Source organism: Saccharomonospora sp. CUA-673 (genome assembly GCF_001942305.1).
In the GTDB taxonomy this organism is placed as follows: Bacteria; Actinomycetota; Actinomycetes; order Mycobacteriales; family Pseudonocardiaceae; genus Prauserella.
The window spans coordinates 1-13,244 of the sequence record NZ_MKKE01000015.1 but is presented as its reverse complement, the minus strand read 5'-3'; the positions used below and the strand labels follow the sequence as shown (position 1 = coordinate 13,244).

Genomic DNA, 13,244 nt, shown 5'->3' with positions numbered 1-13,244 from the left:
GGCGAACGAGGACATGGATTCGGGGGGCCACAGATTCGGGGCCGAAGATGGAGCGCCACAGTGAATTCTTCTCGGACATCTTCGACGAGTCCGAGCAGTACGGGCCGCTGACCGGCCGGACGGGCGACGAAGCCCCATCGATCCCACACCAGGCCGACCGGGAAGCTTGGGACTACCACGTGGAGCGCAAACACGCGGAGACGACGGTGTTGACGGAGGCCGTCGCCGCGCAGGTCCGCGCACTCGAATCGGTGCTCGTGGACGCGCTCGCGCAGCCACCGTTCGACTTCTCCCGACTGCGGCGTTCGTTCGAGCCCGTCGAGTTCGCCCCCGATCCGCAGTTGACGGCGCACACGTCCATGCCGGACTGGGACGACTATCGCCCGCCGTCGTCCACATTGGATCGCCTGTTCCCCGACGGACGGCGAAGGGCGCTGCGGAAGGCCCGTGCGCGGTTCGAGGCCGACCTCGCCGAGCAGAAACGGCGCGAGACCGACCGCCGTAGGCGACTGCGGGACGCGCGCGCCGAGCACGACGCCGCCGAGCACGCCCGCGCGCAGGAGGTCGCCCGGCACAACGTGTACGTCGACGAACTCGAGCAAAGGGTGCGTGAACTCGATCCGCACGCGGTCGCCGAGTACTTCACCCGCGTCGCGGAGGCGCATCCCGTTCCCGCCCACGTCGCGGGCGCCGTCGACATCTCGTACGACCCGGAGGCAGGCGGCTGTTCGTGGCGCGGATGCTGCCGGACGTCGACGTGATCCCGGACGTCACCGAGTACCGCTATCTCGCCGCCCGCGACGAGATCGTCGCCGATCAGCGGAGCACGGCCGAGATCCGCTCGCGCTACGCCGCGCTCGTGGCGCGGCTGGTGCTGCGCACGATGCGCGACGTGTTCGAGGCGCATCCGCGCAGGGTGGTCGACGAGGTCGTGGCCAGCGGGCACGCGCGCACGCGCGACAAGGCGACCGGGCAGCCGTCGGCGCCGTGCCTGGTGAGCGTGTCGGCCACACGCGGGGAGTTCTCCGACCTGGTGCTCGACCGGCTCGACCCGACCGAATGCCTCCGCCACCTGCACGCACGCGTGTCGCCGCATCCGTGGGACCTGGAGGCGGTGCGGCCGATCTTCGAACCGGACCTGTCGGACTACCGCATGGCACCGCCGCGGGACGCGTCCACCGAGGCGGCCGCCGACCTCGACGGCCGGCCCGTGCTCACGCACCTGTCGCCGACGGACTTCGAACATCTCGTGCGGCAGTTGTTCGAGGCGATGGGCATGCGCGCGTGGACGACGCAGGCCTCCCACGACGGGGGTGTCGACGCGGTGGCCGTCAACGAGGACCCCGTCGTGGGCGGGTTGTGCGTGGTGCAGGCGAAGCGCTACCGCTCCGCGGTTCCGGCGGACGCGGTGCGGTCGTTGGCGGGGGTCGTCGACGACCGCCGCGCCAACCGGGGCGTGCTGGTGACGACGTCGTGGTTCGGCCCGTCGGCCCACGACTTCGCCCGCCGGAACGGCCGGATCCAGCTCATCGAGGGCGGCGAACTCAAGCACCTGCTCGCCGAGCACCTGTCCCTCGACGTCACCACCGGCGTCCCCGGCGCCCCGGACGACGCGGCCTGACGACCGCGCCGCCGGGAAGCCGTGCTCAGAGGTCGACGTTGATGCAGGCGAGGCGTTCGCCCGCCTCGCCGGCCTCGCCCGGGTGGGTCGAGGTGTGGTGCTCGTGGATGATCACCGAGCCGGGACGGCGCTCGTCGTCGTACGGCCAGTCCACATGCGACTTCGCGAAACCGTTGCCGTGCGCGGACGTCGTGAAGTCGAGCCACACCTCGTTGTCCGGGTTGGCGTACTCGGGGTCGGTCGAGGGCTGGTTCGGGTCGAGCTCGTGCTGGTAGTGCGGGCCGGCGTCGGCGCCGTCGGCACCGCACGGGTGGTCGTGCACGTGGGCGCCGTAGTGGCGGTCGGGCACGAGGCCGCGGACGGCGAGCTTCGTGGTGGTACCCGGCCCGTCGGCCGACAGGGAGAACACCGAGGCGTGCGCACCGCTCGGCACGAGCTCCTCGTCGTACGTCGTGGCGGTGGCGCCGTCGGTGTAGGGACCGAACGTGCCGTGCGCGAACGCGACGGCCGCCTGCTTCGACGAGTGCGACCGCTCGGCCGATTCGGCGGCGGTCGCCGTGCCGGCACCCACGAGGGCAACGGCGGACGTGAGGGCGAGGACAGCAGGGAGTCGTTTCATGGCCTCGTCCCTAACGCGAACGCGTGATGCGAGGCAAGGCGCGTCACACGGTCGTGGGATCCCACTCCGTGACACGGCCGCAGCCGGTGCCGGCGCGGCGGTCGTAATCTGGCCCGTGTGACTTCGGAGAACACCGCCGCGCCGGCCTCGAATCCGGCCGGGAGCAGGGATCGGACGTGGCTCGTGGCGATCGCGGCCGCACTGTGGGGCACCGACGGGCTGCTCCGCCTGCCGCTCGCGACGGACCTGCCCGCGAGCACGGTCGTGTTCTGGGAGCACCTCATCATCGTCGCGGTGCTGGCGGCGTTCGTCCCGCGCGCGGTGCGCGCGCTGGCCCGGTGCGGCCTGCGGGAACGGATCGCCGTGCTGATCATCGGCGGTGGTTCGTCGGCGCTGGCGACGGCGTTGTTCACGGCGGCGTTCCAGACCGGCGACGCCATCACGCCGTTGGTGTTGCAGAAGCTGCAACCGTTGTTCGCGATGTTCGCCGCGTGGGCGGTGCTGGGCGAACGGCTCCGCGGCGGGTACGTCTTCTTCGCGGCGCCCGCGGTCGCGGGAGCGTGGCTGCTGGCGTTCGCCGACCCGCTCGACGTGCACGTCAGCGCCGCTCGCGCCGCGCTGCTGGCGCTCGGCGCCGCCGCGCTGTGGGCCGCGGGAACCGTGCTGGGGCGCATGGTGTCGACCCGCATGCCGTCACGTGACGTGACCACGCTGCGATTCAGCGTAGGACTTCCCGTCGCGGCGATTATCGTTGCGGCTCAAGGGAACCCTTTCACGGTGGGCTGGGAGAACGCACCCGGGCTGCTCGGGCTCGCGCTGATTCCCGGCCTGCTGGCGCTCAGTCTCTACTACGTGGGACTGCGCGCGACGCCCGCCGCCCGCGCGACGCTCGGAGAGCTCGCCTACCCGGCGACGGCCGTCGTCATCGGTGTGTCCTTCTTGGACGAGACGATGAGTGCGACACAGTGGATCGGGCTCGTCCTGGTCGTGTCGACGGTGACGGCACTCGGCTGGCACGAACGGCGGGCGCGACGCGACCCCGTGGTCGCCCCGAGCGACCCCGAACCGGTGCCGGTGGGCGGACGCGAGTAACCCCTGGAAGGAGGCCGCCCGTGCGTGGAACGACCCGAGTCTGCCGCGAGGACACACGCGCCGTGGACACCGACGGGGAGTCGCACCATCAGCGGCTGACACGCAACATCAACGAGCTGCTCGGCGAGTTGCGAGTGGCGCAGGCCGGGGTGCAGATCCTGTTCGGCTTCCTGCTCGCGGTGGCGTTCACGGCGCCGTTCCGCGACGCCAGCGGGTTCGAGAAGACCGTGCACCTGGTGACCGTGTTGTTCGCGGCCGCGGCGACGGCGCTGCTCACCGCGCCCGCCGCGTGGCACCGGATGCTGTTCCGCGCAGGACGCAGGCCGACAATCCTGCGCGTCGGGAACCAGCTGGTCATCGCGGGACTGGCCTGCCTGGCCGTCGCCGTGACGCTCACCGTCGGGCTCATCGCGAAGGTCGTCTACGGCCCGATCCTGATGGCCGTCGCTGTCACCGTCGTCGGCACCCTCTTCGCCACCCTCTGGTTCGTCATCCCCTCCCGCCTGTAGCGGGCTCGGGCCGCTCAGTCCTCTTCCGTGAGGTAGGGGTGGAGGCCCCGGGTGTCGGTGTAGCGGGGGTCGGGGGTGAACCAGGTGATGACGTCGCTGTCGAAGGCGTCGAGGTCGGAGATGTCGTAGAGCTCCTCGTGCGCGCCGTCGGGGAAGGCGTAGTCGTCGAAGTGGGCGAGGATCTCGGTGACCCGCTCCTCCGGGACGGCCTCGGCGAGGTCCAGTTCGAGCTCGGCCCGCGACTTGACGACGTGCAGCGCGAGCGCCTCGGCCACGCACAGCGGCGCCGTCCACTCCTCCTGGGTGAGCCGGTAGCCGAGGATCGCGGTGGTCACGAGCAGCTGCTTGGCGAACAGCACCGTGTACTGGTCGGCGAACTGCTGGGGCAGCTCGTCGAGCACCCACAGCGCCTCGACGTCGACGGCGGTGGCGTCCTCGTCCTCGAGCAGCTGGATGTCGCCGAACAGCTCGTCGGTGACCATCTCGACGCCGTGCATGATCGCGCCGGCCACGTAGCGCGCCTCGTTCTCGGTGACGTCGCCGCCGTCGGTGTAGCCGAAGGCGTCGAGCTCGAACGCGGTGAGGTACTGGGAGGCGTCCAGCAGCCGTTGCCTGCGCTCGGCGAGTTCGGCCTGGTCCTGCGGGTCGATCTCGATGACGCCCTCGGGTTCGGCCGACGCGGCGAGCGCGCTCTCGAGCTGGTCGTCGGTCGCGGTCACGGCGCAGTGCTTGACCTGCCACCCGCGGAGCAGCTCGGTCTCCTCGAGCAGCTGTTCGAGCACGGCCCTGGTGGCGTCCTCGGCGAACACCAGCGCGGGCGCGTCCAGCAGCCAGCTGACGTTCGCGCCGCCGAGGTGGGCGTGCACGGTGTGTTCGACGGGCGTGATCTCGACACCGTCCGGCCCCTCGATCCCGGCCAGCCGGGACAGCCGCGTGTCGAGCAGCGCCACCACGCCGACTTGCTGGAGGGCGTCCAGGTCGGGACCGGATTCCGGGGCGGTGAGCTCTGCCGACAGTTGGTACTCCACGGCGTGCAGTGTGGCACGACACGGGCCGCGTCAGGCCATCAGCTCCAGTTTCGCGAGCTCTCCGCGGCCCGTCACGCCGAGCTTCGGATACGCCTTGTACAGGTGGTAGCCGACGGTTCGCGGGCTCAGATACAGCCGGGCGCCGATGTCGCGGTTGCTGAGCCCGTCGGCGGCGAGCGCGGCGATGCGCCGTTCCTGCGGGGTCAACGTCTCGACCCCGGCCCGCTCGACCCCGGCCGAGCTGCCGTCGGAGCCGCGTGTCTCTGCGGCCGGTTCCGACGAGGCCCCGGCGGCGCGCAGTTCGGTGCGGGCCCGCTCGGCCCACGGCGCGGCGCCGAGCCGGTCGAAGGCCGACAGGGCCGCGCGCAGGTGCGCCCGCGCCCGCGCGGGCCTGCGTTGCCTGCGCAGCCATTCGCCGTGGACGAGTTCCGTGCGCGCCTGTTCGAACGTGCCCGCGTGTGCGGCCTCGACGAGCGCGGCCTCCGGGTCGGCCTGCTCGAGCAGTGCCCTGCTCCGGTTCGTCACCGCCCGCACCCAGCCACTGTCGGACGCATCCGACCAGGCCACGAGGTTCGCAAGCGCTTGCGGGGCGACGTCGCGACCGACCGGGGAGGTGTCCCCGTCCCGGGCCACGGCCTCGACGAGGTCGGGCAGCCGGAACAGGCCGAGGACGCCGGCGTCGACGGCGCACGCCATCCGTTCGACCGCCGCGCTCGCCCGCCCCGCACCCAGGTCGAGCATCGCGGCGGCGTGCTCGGCGTCGACCGGGCCGGCGTCGGCGGTGTGGTCGGCGACGCGCCCGCGGTCGCCGCGCAGTCCGGCGACCAACGCCAGCACCCCGGACGCCTCGGCGATGCCGCGGCGCTGCCCGATGGACGTCGCGGTGGCCAGCGCCTCCTCCGCGGACGCGACAGCGCCGTCGAGGTCGCGAGGTGCAGTTGCGCCCGCGCGAGCACGGTCAGCGCACCGGGCAGGACGCCGCCTGCCGCGTGCGTTCTGGCCTCGGCGACCAGGTCGAACGCCTCCGCCCTCGCCGTGTCGTACCGGCCGAGCAGCGCCCACCAGGACGCCCTGCGCGTGCGCACGCGCAGGTTGAGCTCGAGGTCGGCGCACTGTCCGACGGCCGCGCAGTCGACGTCGAGCAGCTCCCGCAACGCCTCGACGGCCTCGCGTGGACCGCCGCGGACGGCCGTGTCGAGCAGGCGCACCCGGCCGACGTGGGCCACGCCGAGCGCCTCGGCGAGGTCGGCTGCCTCGCCCGCCCGGTCGAACTCGCCTGCCGACCACGCCGTCTCGACCGCCGCGAACAGCAGCTTGCCCGCGGAGCCGGGCGCCCCGCCCGCGAGCCGTTTCGCGGCGGCGACCAGCGTGTGGTGGGCGTCGATCGGCCGGTTGTCGTCCTGCGCCAGTTCGGCACGCACGATCGCCGACCACGTCGCGTCCTCCGGGTCCGGCAACAACGCGGACGCCTGGTCGGCGAGGTGCCGGGCGCGTTCCGGCTGTCCCGCGTCGGCCGCGGCGCGGGCGGCGGACGTCAACCTGCGGCCCTCGTCGCGCGGCGCGGGCGACAAGCGGGCGGCGCGTTCGTAGGCGTCGGCGACAGCGGACATGCCACCGCGCATCCTGGCCTGGTCGACGCCGTCCTCCAGTTCGGCGGCGACGGACTCGTCGGGCGTGGTCGTCGACGCGGCGAGGTGCCGGGCGCGCCGGTCGGCGTCGGTCTCGGCGCTGAGGACGTCGACGAGCGCGCGGTGCGCCTCGAGCCGGCGCGTGAACGGCGCGGCGCGGTACACGGCCGGGCCGATCAGCGGGTGGCTGAACCCGAAGCACCCGTCGGTGAACGCGACGAGTCCGGCGTCCTCGGCGACACGCAGGTCGTCGATGCCCGCGCCGAGTTTGCCGGCCGCCGCGAGGATGGCGTCGGTGTCGCACGTGTCGTCGACGGCCGCGACGAGCAGCACCGTGCGTGCCGCCCCGGGCAGCGCGTCGAGGGCGGCGGCGAAGGGACCCGCATCGACCGGACCGTCGGTGCCGATCTCCCGCAGCGCCGCCGGGATCCCCCACGACGCCGCGATCACCGAAGCACGCCGATGGGGCGGCAGGTCCGTCTCCTCGAGGATCCGGGTGGCCGCGGCGTCGTCCACACCGGACAGTCGTAGCTGCGGAATCCCGCCCGCGGGCTGCGAATCCGTTGCCGCCACGAGGATTCCGACGCGTTCGCCCGCGAGCCTGCGGGAGACGAACAACAGGGCGTCCGTCGACGCCGCGTCCATCCACTGCAGATCGTCGACGAGCACCAGCACCGGCCGGCCGGCAGCGAGCCGGCTCAGCAACTCGAGCAGCGCCACGCCCACGGCGAAACGCTCGCCAGGGTCGCGGCCGGCCAGCACACGGCGGAGCGTGTCGGCGTGCGCGGCCGTGTCGATGCCGGGGTCGGTGTCGGTGTCGGTGTCGGTGAGGTTCGCGACGTCGGCGGCCACGGGACGGAGGAGCTGGTGCAGACCGGCGTAGGGGATCGACATCTCGGCCTCGGCGCCCGCTGCGCGTAGGACGAACAGGCCGTCGCACTGCTCGCGGCATGTGCGAGCAGCGCCGACTTCCCGATACCGGCCTCCCCGCGCAGCATCAGGGCCTGCCCACCCCCGGTTCGCACCTCGCCAGCATCCGGTCGATGCGGCCGAGTTCGTCGTCGCGTCCGTGCAGTCGCGTGAACGTCATGGGCACGAGCCTGCAACCTCGAGCATGGTCGAGGTCAAGCATGTCACGCGTACGGGCGGTTCGACCGCGCGTCCCGCAGTGCCCGTCCCCACCAGTCGAGCTGGTTGAGCATGCCCTTCGCGGCGGCTGCGGTGGACTCGGCGTCGCGCGGCGTGCCGTCGTCGTCGAAGCGGTCCCAGAAGTTGTGGAAACTGACCGTGTCGCGAACGGTCATGGCGTGCAGTTCGGCGAACACGGTGCGCAGGTGCTCGACCGCGCGCAGGCCGCCGCCCATGCCGCCGTAGGCGACGAACCCGACGGCCTTGGTGCGCCATTCGTCGTGGAAGTAGTCGATGGCGGCCTTCAACGGCGCCGGGTAACTGTGGTTGTACTCGGGTGTGACGACGACGATCGCGTCGGCGTCGCCGAGGCGGGCGCCGAGCGCGTCGACGTCGGCGGACCGTCGAGCGAGTTCGGCAGGTCCAGGCCGGCGAGGTCGACCAGGTCGACGTCGAACCCGTCGTGCTTGCGAGCCTCCCCGGCGAACCACGAGGAGGGCACCGGCCCGAACCGGTCCGTCCGCGTACTCCCGATGACAACGGCCAGCCGAAGCCGGTCACGACCACCCGTGGCGCCGGCGGTGTCGTTGCTGGTGTTGGTGTCGTGTGCGCCGGTGGCGCTGATGTCGTTGGTCATGGCGTAGACGCTAGGAACGACCATGACCGGCCGGCATCTGTCAACCGACCGGCGCCCGACTGACACCCCCGTGTCAGCACTTCGCGCCGGGCGTGTCAGCACCCCACGTCGCCGTGTTGGCGTTCTGCGTCACCGTGTTGGCACCCCACGACGCCGTGTTGGCACCCCGAGGTCGGCGGTCAGCGCGCCGGTGCTGCAGCGTGGACCACCCGCGGACCACCCCACAAGCGCTGCGACGCGGGGCGGCTAAGCTGGGGCCGGCAGGGCCGTTAGCTCAATTGGCAGAGCAGGGGACTTTTAATCCTCGGGTTCTGGGTTCGAGTCCCAGGCGGCCCACCGAATCCCCTCCGATCACCTGGGCTTACGCCGAGAGCGGATGGATGCGCTCGAGTTCGTCGCCGAGTGCATCGCGAGCGGTCTCGCGGTCGTAGAGCTCCTGCAAGCCCGTCCAGAAGCCCTCGGACATGTTGAAGAAACGCGACAGGCGTAGTCCGGTGTCTGCGGTGATGCTGCGCCGTCCGGCGATGATCTGCGACAGGCGCGCCTGATCGACCCCGATCTCCTTCGCGAGTCGATACGCGGAGATGCCCAGCGGGTCGAGGAACTCTTCCTTGAGGATCTCGCCGGGGTGCACCGGCGGCATGGTGGTCATGGCTCTCCCTAGTGGTAGTCGACGATCTCGACGTGCTCAGGGCCGCTGTCGGTCCAGGTGAAGCAGACGCGCCACTGGTCGTTGATGCGGATACTGTGTTGCCCTGCCCGGTCCCCGCGTAGTTGTTCGAGGCGATTGCCGGGTGGAACTCGCAGGTCGTCGAGCTGACCCGCCTTGTCGAGCATCGCGAGCTTGACCCACGCCCGGCGTCGAACGTCGGGCGGAAGCCGGGTGTCGCGACGGTGCCAGATCTTTTCGGTGCGCTTGTTCGCGAACGATCGGATCATGACACCCTACTTGTGCGCCTCACAAGTGCTAGCGTACATCGATACTAGTGGGACGCACAAGTACGCACGAAGCCGGGCGCCGTGTCCCTACCGCCCACTTCAAGATCACCGCGTTCGAACCCGCGGACTTTGCATCCTCGGGTTCTGGGTTCGAGCACGTGGCTGGGCTGCGATCCATGACTAACGGCACTGCTTCCGTCGGCGGCGTTCGCCCTAACGTCAAGTGGACCCAACCCTTTGGAACAGATCACCGATGACTACTGACGCTCTTCGCCGTACGCCCCTGGCCGCCCGACTCTTCGCCGTCTTCGCCGGCACCGTCGCGATCTGGGCGCTGATGAGATGGGCGAGCAGCACCTTCGGCGACGACGAGTTGACCATCCCCACGCGGATCATGAACGCGGTGCTGGTCTGCGGCCTGGCCGTACCGATGGTCATCGCGGCCCGGCGCTACCTGGACCGTCGTCCGCTCGCGGGCCTCGGGTTGGACAACCCGCGCAGGGCTTGGCGGCCGTTCCTCGTCGGCGTGGCAGCGTTCGCACTGCCCTCGGCACTCGGTCTCACCGCCGCGCTGGCGACCGGGTGGGTGGACCTGCAGCCGCAGGTCCCGTGGTCCACGATCCTGGGCTGGGCGGTGCTACTGATCGTCCTCGTCTTCGTCTTCGAGGCACTGCCCGAGGAACTGATCTTCCGCGGCTACCTCCAGCGCAACCTCACCACGGTGCTGCCGCCGTGGGTTGCCGTGATCGGCCAGGCCGTCCTGTTCACCGTTTTCGGCACCGGCCTGTGGGTGGCCTCCGAGGGGTGGGGCGTCCTCACCGAACGCGGGATCATGTTCTTCGCGGTGGCCGTGGTGCTCGGCCTGCTGCACATCCAGACCGGCAGCCTGTGGACTCCGATCGGGTTCCACCTGGCGTTCCAGGTCGTGGCCCAGAGCCTGCTCAGCGACCGCATGACGACCAGCAACGAGAACGCGTTGCTGCTGGCCGGCATCGCCAGCGCCTTCGTCCTCGCCACAACCGTGGCGGCGTTCCTGGGTCAACGTGAGGACGTCAACTGGTCCCGCCCCGAACCGGAGTGAGACTGTCGGGGACGCCCCTTACGGCCGCCAGGGCGCCGTGTGGACGATGGCCTGGGTCGACGCGGGTTTCCCGTGCTGTGACGGTGAAACCCGCCCGCTCGATTCGCCGGGCCAGGGCGTCGACCGGCCAGTAGTACGCCGTCGCCACCGCGTGGTCGAACGGTGCCGACTCGGGGCCCTCGAAGAAGCCCACCAACAGTCCACCGCCCGGTTCGACGCAGCGCGCGAACTCCGTGAGGATCACGTCGACGTGCTCCGGCGGTGTGTGGATCAACGAGTACCACGCGAGGATGCCCGACAGGCTCGCATCGGTCACGGCCAACGACTCGCCGCTGCCGACGGTGAAGTCGACGTCCGGGTAGCGGCTGCGGGCGTGCTCGACGAACTCGGGCGTCGGGTCCACACCGGACACCGACAATCCCCGTTCGTGCAGCCACTGCGTCCACTGTCCGGGTCCGCAGCCGACATCGAGGATCCGCCCGGAGCCGAGGTCGTCCGCCCACGCACCCACGAACGCGCGGTCCGGCTCGGCCAGCGCATCGACGGTGCCGAGGAGGTCGATGTACTCCACGGCCCGGTGGCCATACGCCCGGCTCGTACGTTCGGTCGACACGACAAGCATTGTCCCGCACGCGCCGTCACGGGAGGTGAGGGGCGGGGTTTTGTGGGACGATTCTTCGCGTGCGAATGTCCATCTTCACGCCCAGCCACACCGCGACGTACCTGGACGGATGCCACCGGTCGGTCATTGCGCAGACGCACCGGGACTGGGAATGGATCGTCCTGCTCAACGGATCCGCCGAATGGGAACCGCCCGAGCCCGATCCGCGTATTCGGGTGGTGCGCGGTGAATCCACGGGAAACGTCGGCGCGGCGAAACGGGAGGCCTGCGCTTTGGCCGCCGGCGAGGTTCTCGTGGAACTCGACCACGACGACGTGCTCGCCTCGAACTGCCTCGAGGAACTCGTGTCGGTGTTCACCGACGACCACGAGGCCGTGTTGGCCTACTCCGACTTCGCGCAGATCAACGCGGACGGTTCGGCCAATTACGACAAGTTCAACCTCGCCATGGGCTGGACGTATGCATCGGACGATGTCGACGGCCTGCGCGTCAACCGGTGCCACGCCCTGGAACCGAGCCCGCACAACGTGTCCTACATCTGGTACGCCCCGAATCACGTGCGCGCGTTCCGCCGCTCGGCGTACGAGAAGGTCGGCGGTTACGACCCGGCACTCGAGGTTCTCGACGACCAGGACCTGATGATGCGCCTCTACGAGATCGGCGATTTCGTGCGCATTCCGCACTGCCTGTATCTGCAACGGATCCACGAGAGCAACACCCAACGCGACAAACGCATCAACAAACACATCCAGACCGACACCGTCGCCCGATACCACCGCGGCATTCGCACACTCGCCACCGCGTGGTCCCGGCGGAACGGACTCGCCGCACTCGATCTGCGCGTCCCGGAATGGCCGGGCGAACCGGCCGACGACCTCACTCCCGTCGACATCGACCCACAGGAACCGCGACTTCCCTGTCCCGACGAATCGGTGGGCGTCGTCGTCGCCACCGAACTGCTGCAACGAATTCCGGACCGCCGCGCGCTGTTCGAGGAACTGCACCGCGTGCTCGTCCACGGTGGACTCGTCCTGACCACCACACCCAGCACCGATGGACGCGGCGCGTTCCAGGACCCGACGCACGTGTCGTTCTGGAACCAGAACAGCTTCTGGTACCTGACCCAGCGGCAACTCCGCGACCGCGTGTTCCCCGGCTCGTCGATGCGGTTCCAGGTCAGCGCCCTGCGTACGTACTTCCCCACCGACTTCGACAAGACCCACAACATCGCCTACGTCGGCGCGAACCTCCTCGCAGTCAGGAGCGGCCCGCGCCACGGCGGACCGCTCCTGAGTTGAGCCGTCAGTTCACGCGCTGCACGTTGATGCTGCCCGTGATACCCGCGAGGCCGCTGTTGTGCGTCACGACGGCGGCACCGTTGTAGAGGTTCAACGTCTGGACCGAACCCACCGTGATCGTGATCGAGTTCGCCACCAGGCCCTCGATGCCCGCCTGCGTACCGGTCGTGGACTTGACGCGCGAACCCGGGACCTCCGTACCGGCGAGCGTCAGGTAGGCCGACACGATCTCCGACGACGCCTGGCCCGAACCCGACGCGTCGGCCTGCCACGAGTAGTCGATCACATAGGTGCCGGGCGCCAGGCTGACCCCGCCGCCGACCTGCGTGACACCCGTTCCGTACACCGACGCGGCGGTCACCATCGGGACCACCGAGTTGGCCCCGTTGCCGGCGGTGGACGTCGTGTAGAAGTAGCCGCCGGCCGGCTGCACGCCGGGCCCCTGCGGACCCTGCGCACCCGGGGCACCCTGCGGACCTGGCTGGCCCGTGGCACCCGTCGCACCCTGCGGACCGGGCGGACCCTGCGGGCCGGCCGCACCCTGCGGTCCGGGCGGACCCACGATCGACGCACCGTCGGCACCCGGCGTACCCGGAGCACCCTGCGGGCCCTGGGGACCCATCGGCCCGGTCATGCCGGGCGGCCCCTGCACACCCGAGTCACCCTGCCCACCTTGCGGACCCTGGAGACCCTGCGGCCCCATCGGCCCCTGCGGACCGGTGGCACCGTCCGCGCCATCGGCGCCCTGCGGACCCTCGGGGCCTTGCGGACCGTCGGCACCCTGGGCGCCGTCCGCACCCTGGGCACCCTGCGGGCCCTCGTCGCCCTGCGGTCCCTGCGGGCCTGCCTCGCCGTCCGCGCCGTCGGCACCATCGGCTCCCTGCGCGCCCTGGGGACCCGCGTCGCCCTGGGGGCCCTGCGGTCCGGTCTCACCGTCGGCACCGTCGCACCCGGTGCACCCTGCGGACCTGCCTCGCCCTGCGGACCTCGGGTCCGGCGGGGCCGGCCGGGCCTGCCGGTCCCTGCGGACCGGTCGCACCCG

Annotated in this window: 16 protein-coding genes and 1 tRNA gene; 7 read left to right on the top strand and 10 right to left on the bottom strand. The window is 71.0% G+C overall.

Annotated features, from left to right (window positions below; genetic code table 11):
- The first annotated feature begins 47 nt into the window (after positions 1-47).
- Both BJF85_RS08850 and BJF85_RS08845 read left to right on the top strand, forming a co-directional pair.
- Entirely contained in the window at positions 48-761 is a 714-nt protein-coding gene (locus tag BJF85_RS08850; protein ID WP_075846569.1) for a hypothetical protein, read from the top strand.
- Positions 740-1,621, top strand: coding sequence for a restriction endonuclease (locus tag BJF85_RS08845; RefSeq protein ID WP_255375504.1), 882 nt, complete (start codon positions 740-742; stop codon positions 1,619-1,621). Before BJF85_RS08850 ends, BJF85_RS08845 begins: the two co-directional genes overlap by 22 nt.
- Positions 1,622-1,646: 25 nt before the next feature.
- Here the strand turns inward: BJF85_RS08845 and BJF85_RS08840 are convergent, their stop codons facing one another.
- Entirely contained in the window at positions 1,647-2,240 is a 594-nt protein-coding gene (locus BJF85_RS08840) for a superoxide dismutase family protein (protein WP_075846568.1), read from the bottom strand.
- 183 nt (positions 2,241-2,423) lie between these two features.
- On the opposite strand from BJF85_RS08840, the gene BJF85_RS08835 reads away from it, so the two are divergent.
- A complete protein-coding gene (locus BJF85_RS08835) occupies positions 2,424-3,332 on the top strand; it encodes a DMT family transporter (protein WP_075846614.1) in 909 nt (302 codons plus the stop codon).
- A gap of 20 nt (positions 3,333-3,352) precedes the next feature.
- The gene (locus BJF85_RS08830; RefSeq protein ID WP_369822126.1) at positions 3,353-3,841 is read left to right on the top strand and encodes a DUF6328 family protein; all 489 of its coding nucleotides are present in this window, start codon (positions 3,353-3,355) and stop codon (positions 3,839-3,841) included.
- Positions 3,842-3,855: 14 nt separating this feature from the next.
- On the opposite strand, the gene BJF85_RS08825 is transcribed toward BJF85_RS08830, so the two are convergent.
- The 5 genes from BJF85_RS08825 to BJF85_RS31285 all read right to left on the bottom strand — a co-directional run bounded on the left by BJF85_RS08825 (position 3,856) and on the right by BJF85_RS31285 (position 8,262).
- Complete coding sequence (locus BJF85_RS08825; protein WP_075846566.1) at positions 3,856-4,869, bottom strand: hypothetical protein; 1,014 nt, start codon at positions 4,867-4,869, stop codon at positions 3,856-3,858.
- Between the two features lie 30 nt (positions 4,870-4,899).
- Entirely contained in the window at positions 4,900-5,394 is a 495-nt protein-coding gene (locus BJF85_RS26515; RefSeq protein WP_158056846.1) for a helix-turn-helix transcriptional regulator, read from the bottom strand.
- Positions 5,391-7,391 (bottom strand): hypothetical protein, encoded by a 2,001-nt coding sequence (locus tag BJF85_RS27910; protein WP_158056844.1) that lies wholly within the window; start codon positions 7,389-7,391, stop codon positions 5,391-5,393. Before BJF85_RS27910 ends, BJF85_RS26515 begins: the two co-directional genes overlap by 4 nt.
- A 239-nt stretch (positions 7,392-7,630) precedes the next feature.
- Positions 7,631-7,978, bottom strand: a complete 348-nt coding sequence (locus tag BJF85_RS31290) for an NADPH-dependent FMN reductase (RefSeq protein ID WP_369822129.1) — start codon at positions 7,976-7,978, stop codon at positions 7,631-7,633.
- Positions 7,930-8,262: an NADPH-dependent FMN reductase gene (locus BJF85_RS31285; RefSeq protein WP_369822125.1), complete on the bottom strand. Its 333-nt coding sequence runs from the start codon at positions 8,260-8,262 to the stop codon at positions 7,930-7,932. Before BJF85_RS31285 ends, BJF85_RS31290 begins: the two co-directional genes overlap by 49 nt.
- 263 nt (positions 8,263-8,525) lie before the next feature.
- Between BJF85_RS31285 and BJF85_RS08810 the strand changes: the two genes are divergently transcribed.
- Positions 8,526-8,598: transfer RNA gene (locus tag BJF85_RS08810), tRNA-Lys, on the top strand.
- A gap of 25 nt (positions 8,599-8,623) precedes the next feature.
- Here BJF85_RS08810 and BJF85_RS08805 read toward each other — a convergent pair.
- Positions 8,624-8,914: a HigA family addiction module antitoxin gene (locus tag BJF85_RS08805; RefSeq protein ID WP_075846565.1), complete on the bottom strand. Its 291-nt coding sequence runs from the start codon at positions 8,912-8,914 to the stop codon at positions 8,624-8,626.
- Between the two features lie 8 nt (positions 8,915-8,922).
- Complete coding sequence (locus BJF85_RS08800; protein ID WP_075846564.1) at positions 8,923-9,201, bottom strand: type II toxin-antitoxin system RelE/ParE family toxin; 279 nt, start codon at positions 9,199-9,201, stop codon at positions 8,923-8,925.
- A gap of 253 nt (positions 9,202-9,454) precedes the next feature.
- Between BJF85_RS08800 and BJF85_RS08795 the strand changes: the two genes are divergently transcribed.
- Positions 9,455-10,282 carry a CPBP family intramembrane glutamic endopeptidase gene (locus tag BJF85_RS08795; RefSeq protein WP_075846563.1) on the top strand — a complete coding sequence of 276 codons (828 nt, stop codon included), beginning with the start codon at positions 9,455-9,457 and terminating at the stop codon, positions 10,280-10,282.
- On the opposite strand, the gene BJF85_RS08790 is transcribed toward BJF85_RS08795, so the two are convergent.
- Entirely contained in the window at positions 10,254-10,895 is a 642-nt protein-coding gene (locus tag BJF85_RS08790; protein ID WP_222844474.1) for a class I SAM-dependent methyltransferase, read from the bottom strand. The two genes, BJF85_RS08795 and BJF85_RS08790, sit on opposite strands and share 29 nt — an antisense overlap.
- Positions 10,896-10,969: 74 nt before the next feature.
- Here BJF85_RS08790 and BJF85_RS08785 point away from each other — a divergent pair, with 74 nt between their 5' ends.
- Positions 10,970-12,202 (top strand): glycosyltransferase, encoded by a 1,233-nt coding sequence (locus BJF85_RS08785; protein ID WP_075846561.1) that lies wholly within the window; start codon positions 10,970-10,972, stop codon positions 12,200-12,202.
- 4 nt (positions 12,203-12,206) lie between these two features.
- Here BJF85_RS08785 and BJF85_RS08780 read toward each other — a convergent pair.
- On the bottom strand, positions 12,207-13,244 hold a 1,038-nt coding region (locus BJF85_RS08780), incomplete at its 5' end, for a hypothetical protein (protein ID WP_075846560.1).

Bases quoted from the DNA above. Each gene is read 5' to 3' on its own strand.
- BJF85_RS08850 (WP_075846569.1), top strand. From the start codon at position 48: ATGGAGCGCCACAGTGAATTCTTCTCGGACATCTTCGACGAGTCCGAG.
- BJF85_RS08845 (WP_255375504.1), top strand. From the start codon at position 740: ATGCTGCCGGACGTCGACGTGATCCCGGACGTCACCGAGTACCGCTAT.
- BJF85_RS08840 (WP_075846568.1), bottom strand. From the start codon at position 2,240: ATGAAACGACTCCCTGCTGTCCTCGCCCTCACGTCCGCCGTTGCCCTC.
- BJF85_RS27910 (WP_158056844.1), bottom strand. From the start codon at position 7,391: ATGTCGATCCCCTACGCCGGTCTGCACCAGCTCCTCCGTCCCGTGGCC.
- BJF85_RS31285 (WP_369822125.1), bottom strand. From the start codon at position 8,262: ATGACCAACGACATCAGCGCCACCGGCGCACACGACACCAACACCAGC.
- BJF85_RS08805 (WP_075846565.1), bottom strand. From the start codon at position 8,914: ATGACCACCATGCCGCCGGTGCACCCCGGCGAGATCCTCAAGGAAGAG.
- BJF85_RS08800 (WP_075846564.1), bottom strand. From the start codon at position 9,201: ATGATCCGATCGTTCGCGAACAAGCGCACCGAAAAGATCTGGCACCGT.
- BJF85_RS08795 (WP_075846563.1), top strand. From the start codon at position 9,455: ATGACTACTGACGCTCTTCGCCGTACGCCCCTGGCCGCCCGACTCTTC.
- BJF85_RS08785 (WP_075846561.1), top strand. From the start codon at position 10,970: ATGTCCATCTTCACGCCCAGCCACACCGCGACGTACCTGGACGGATGC.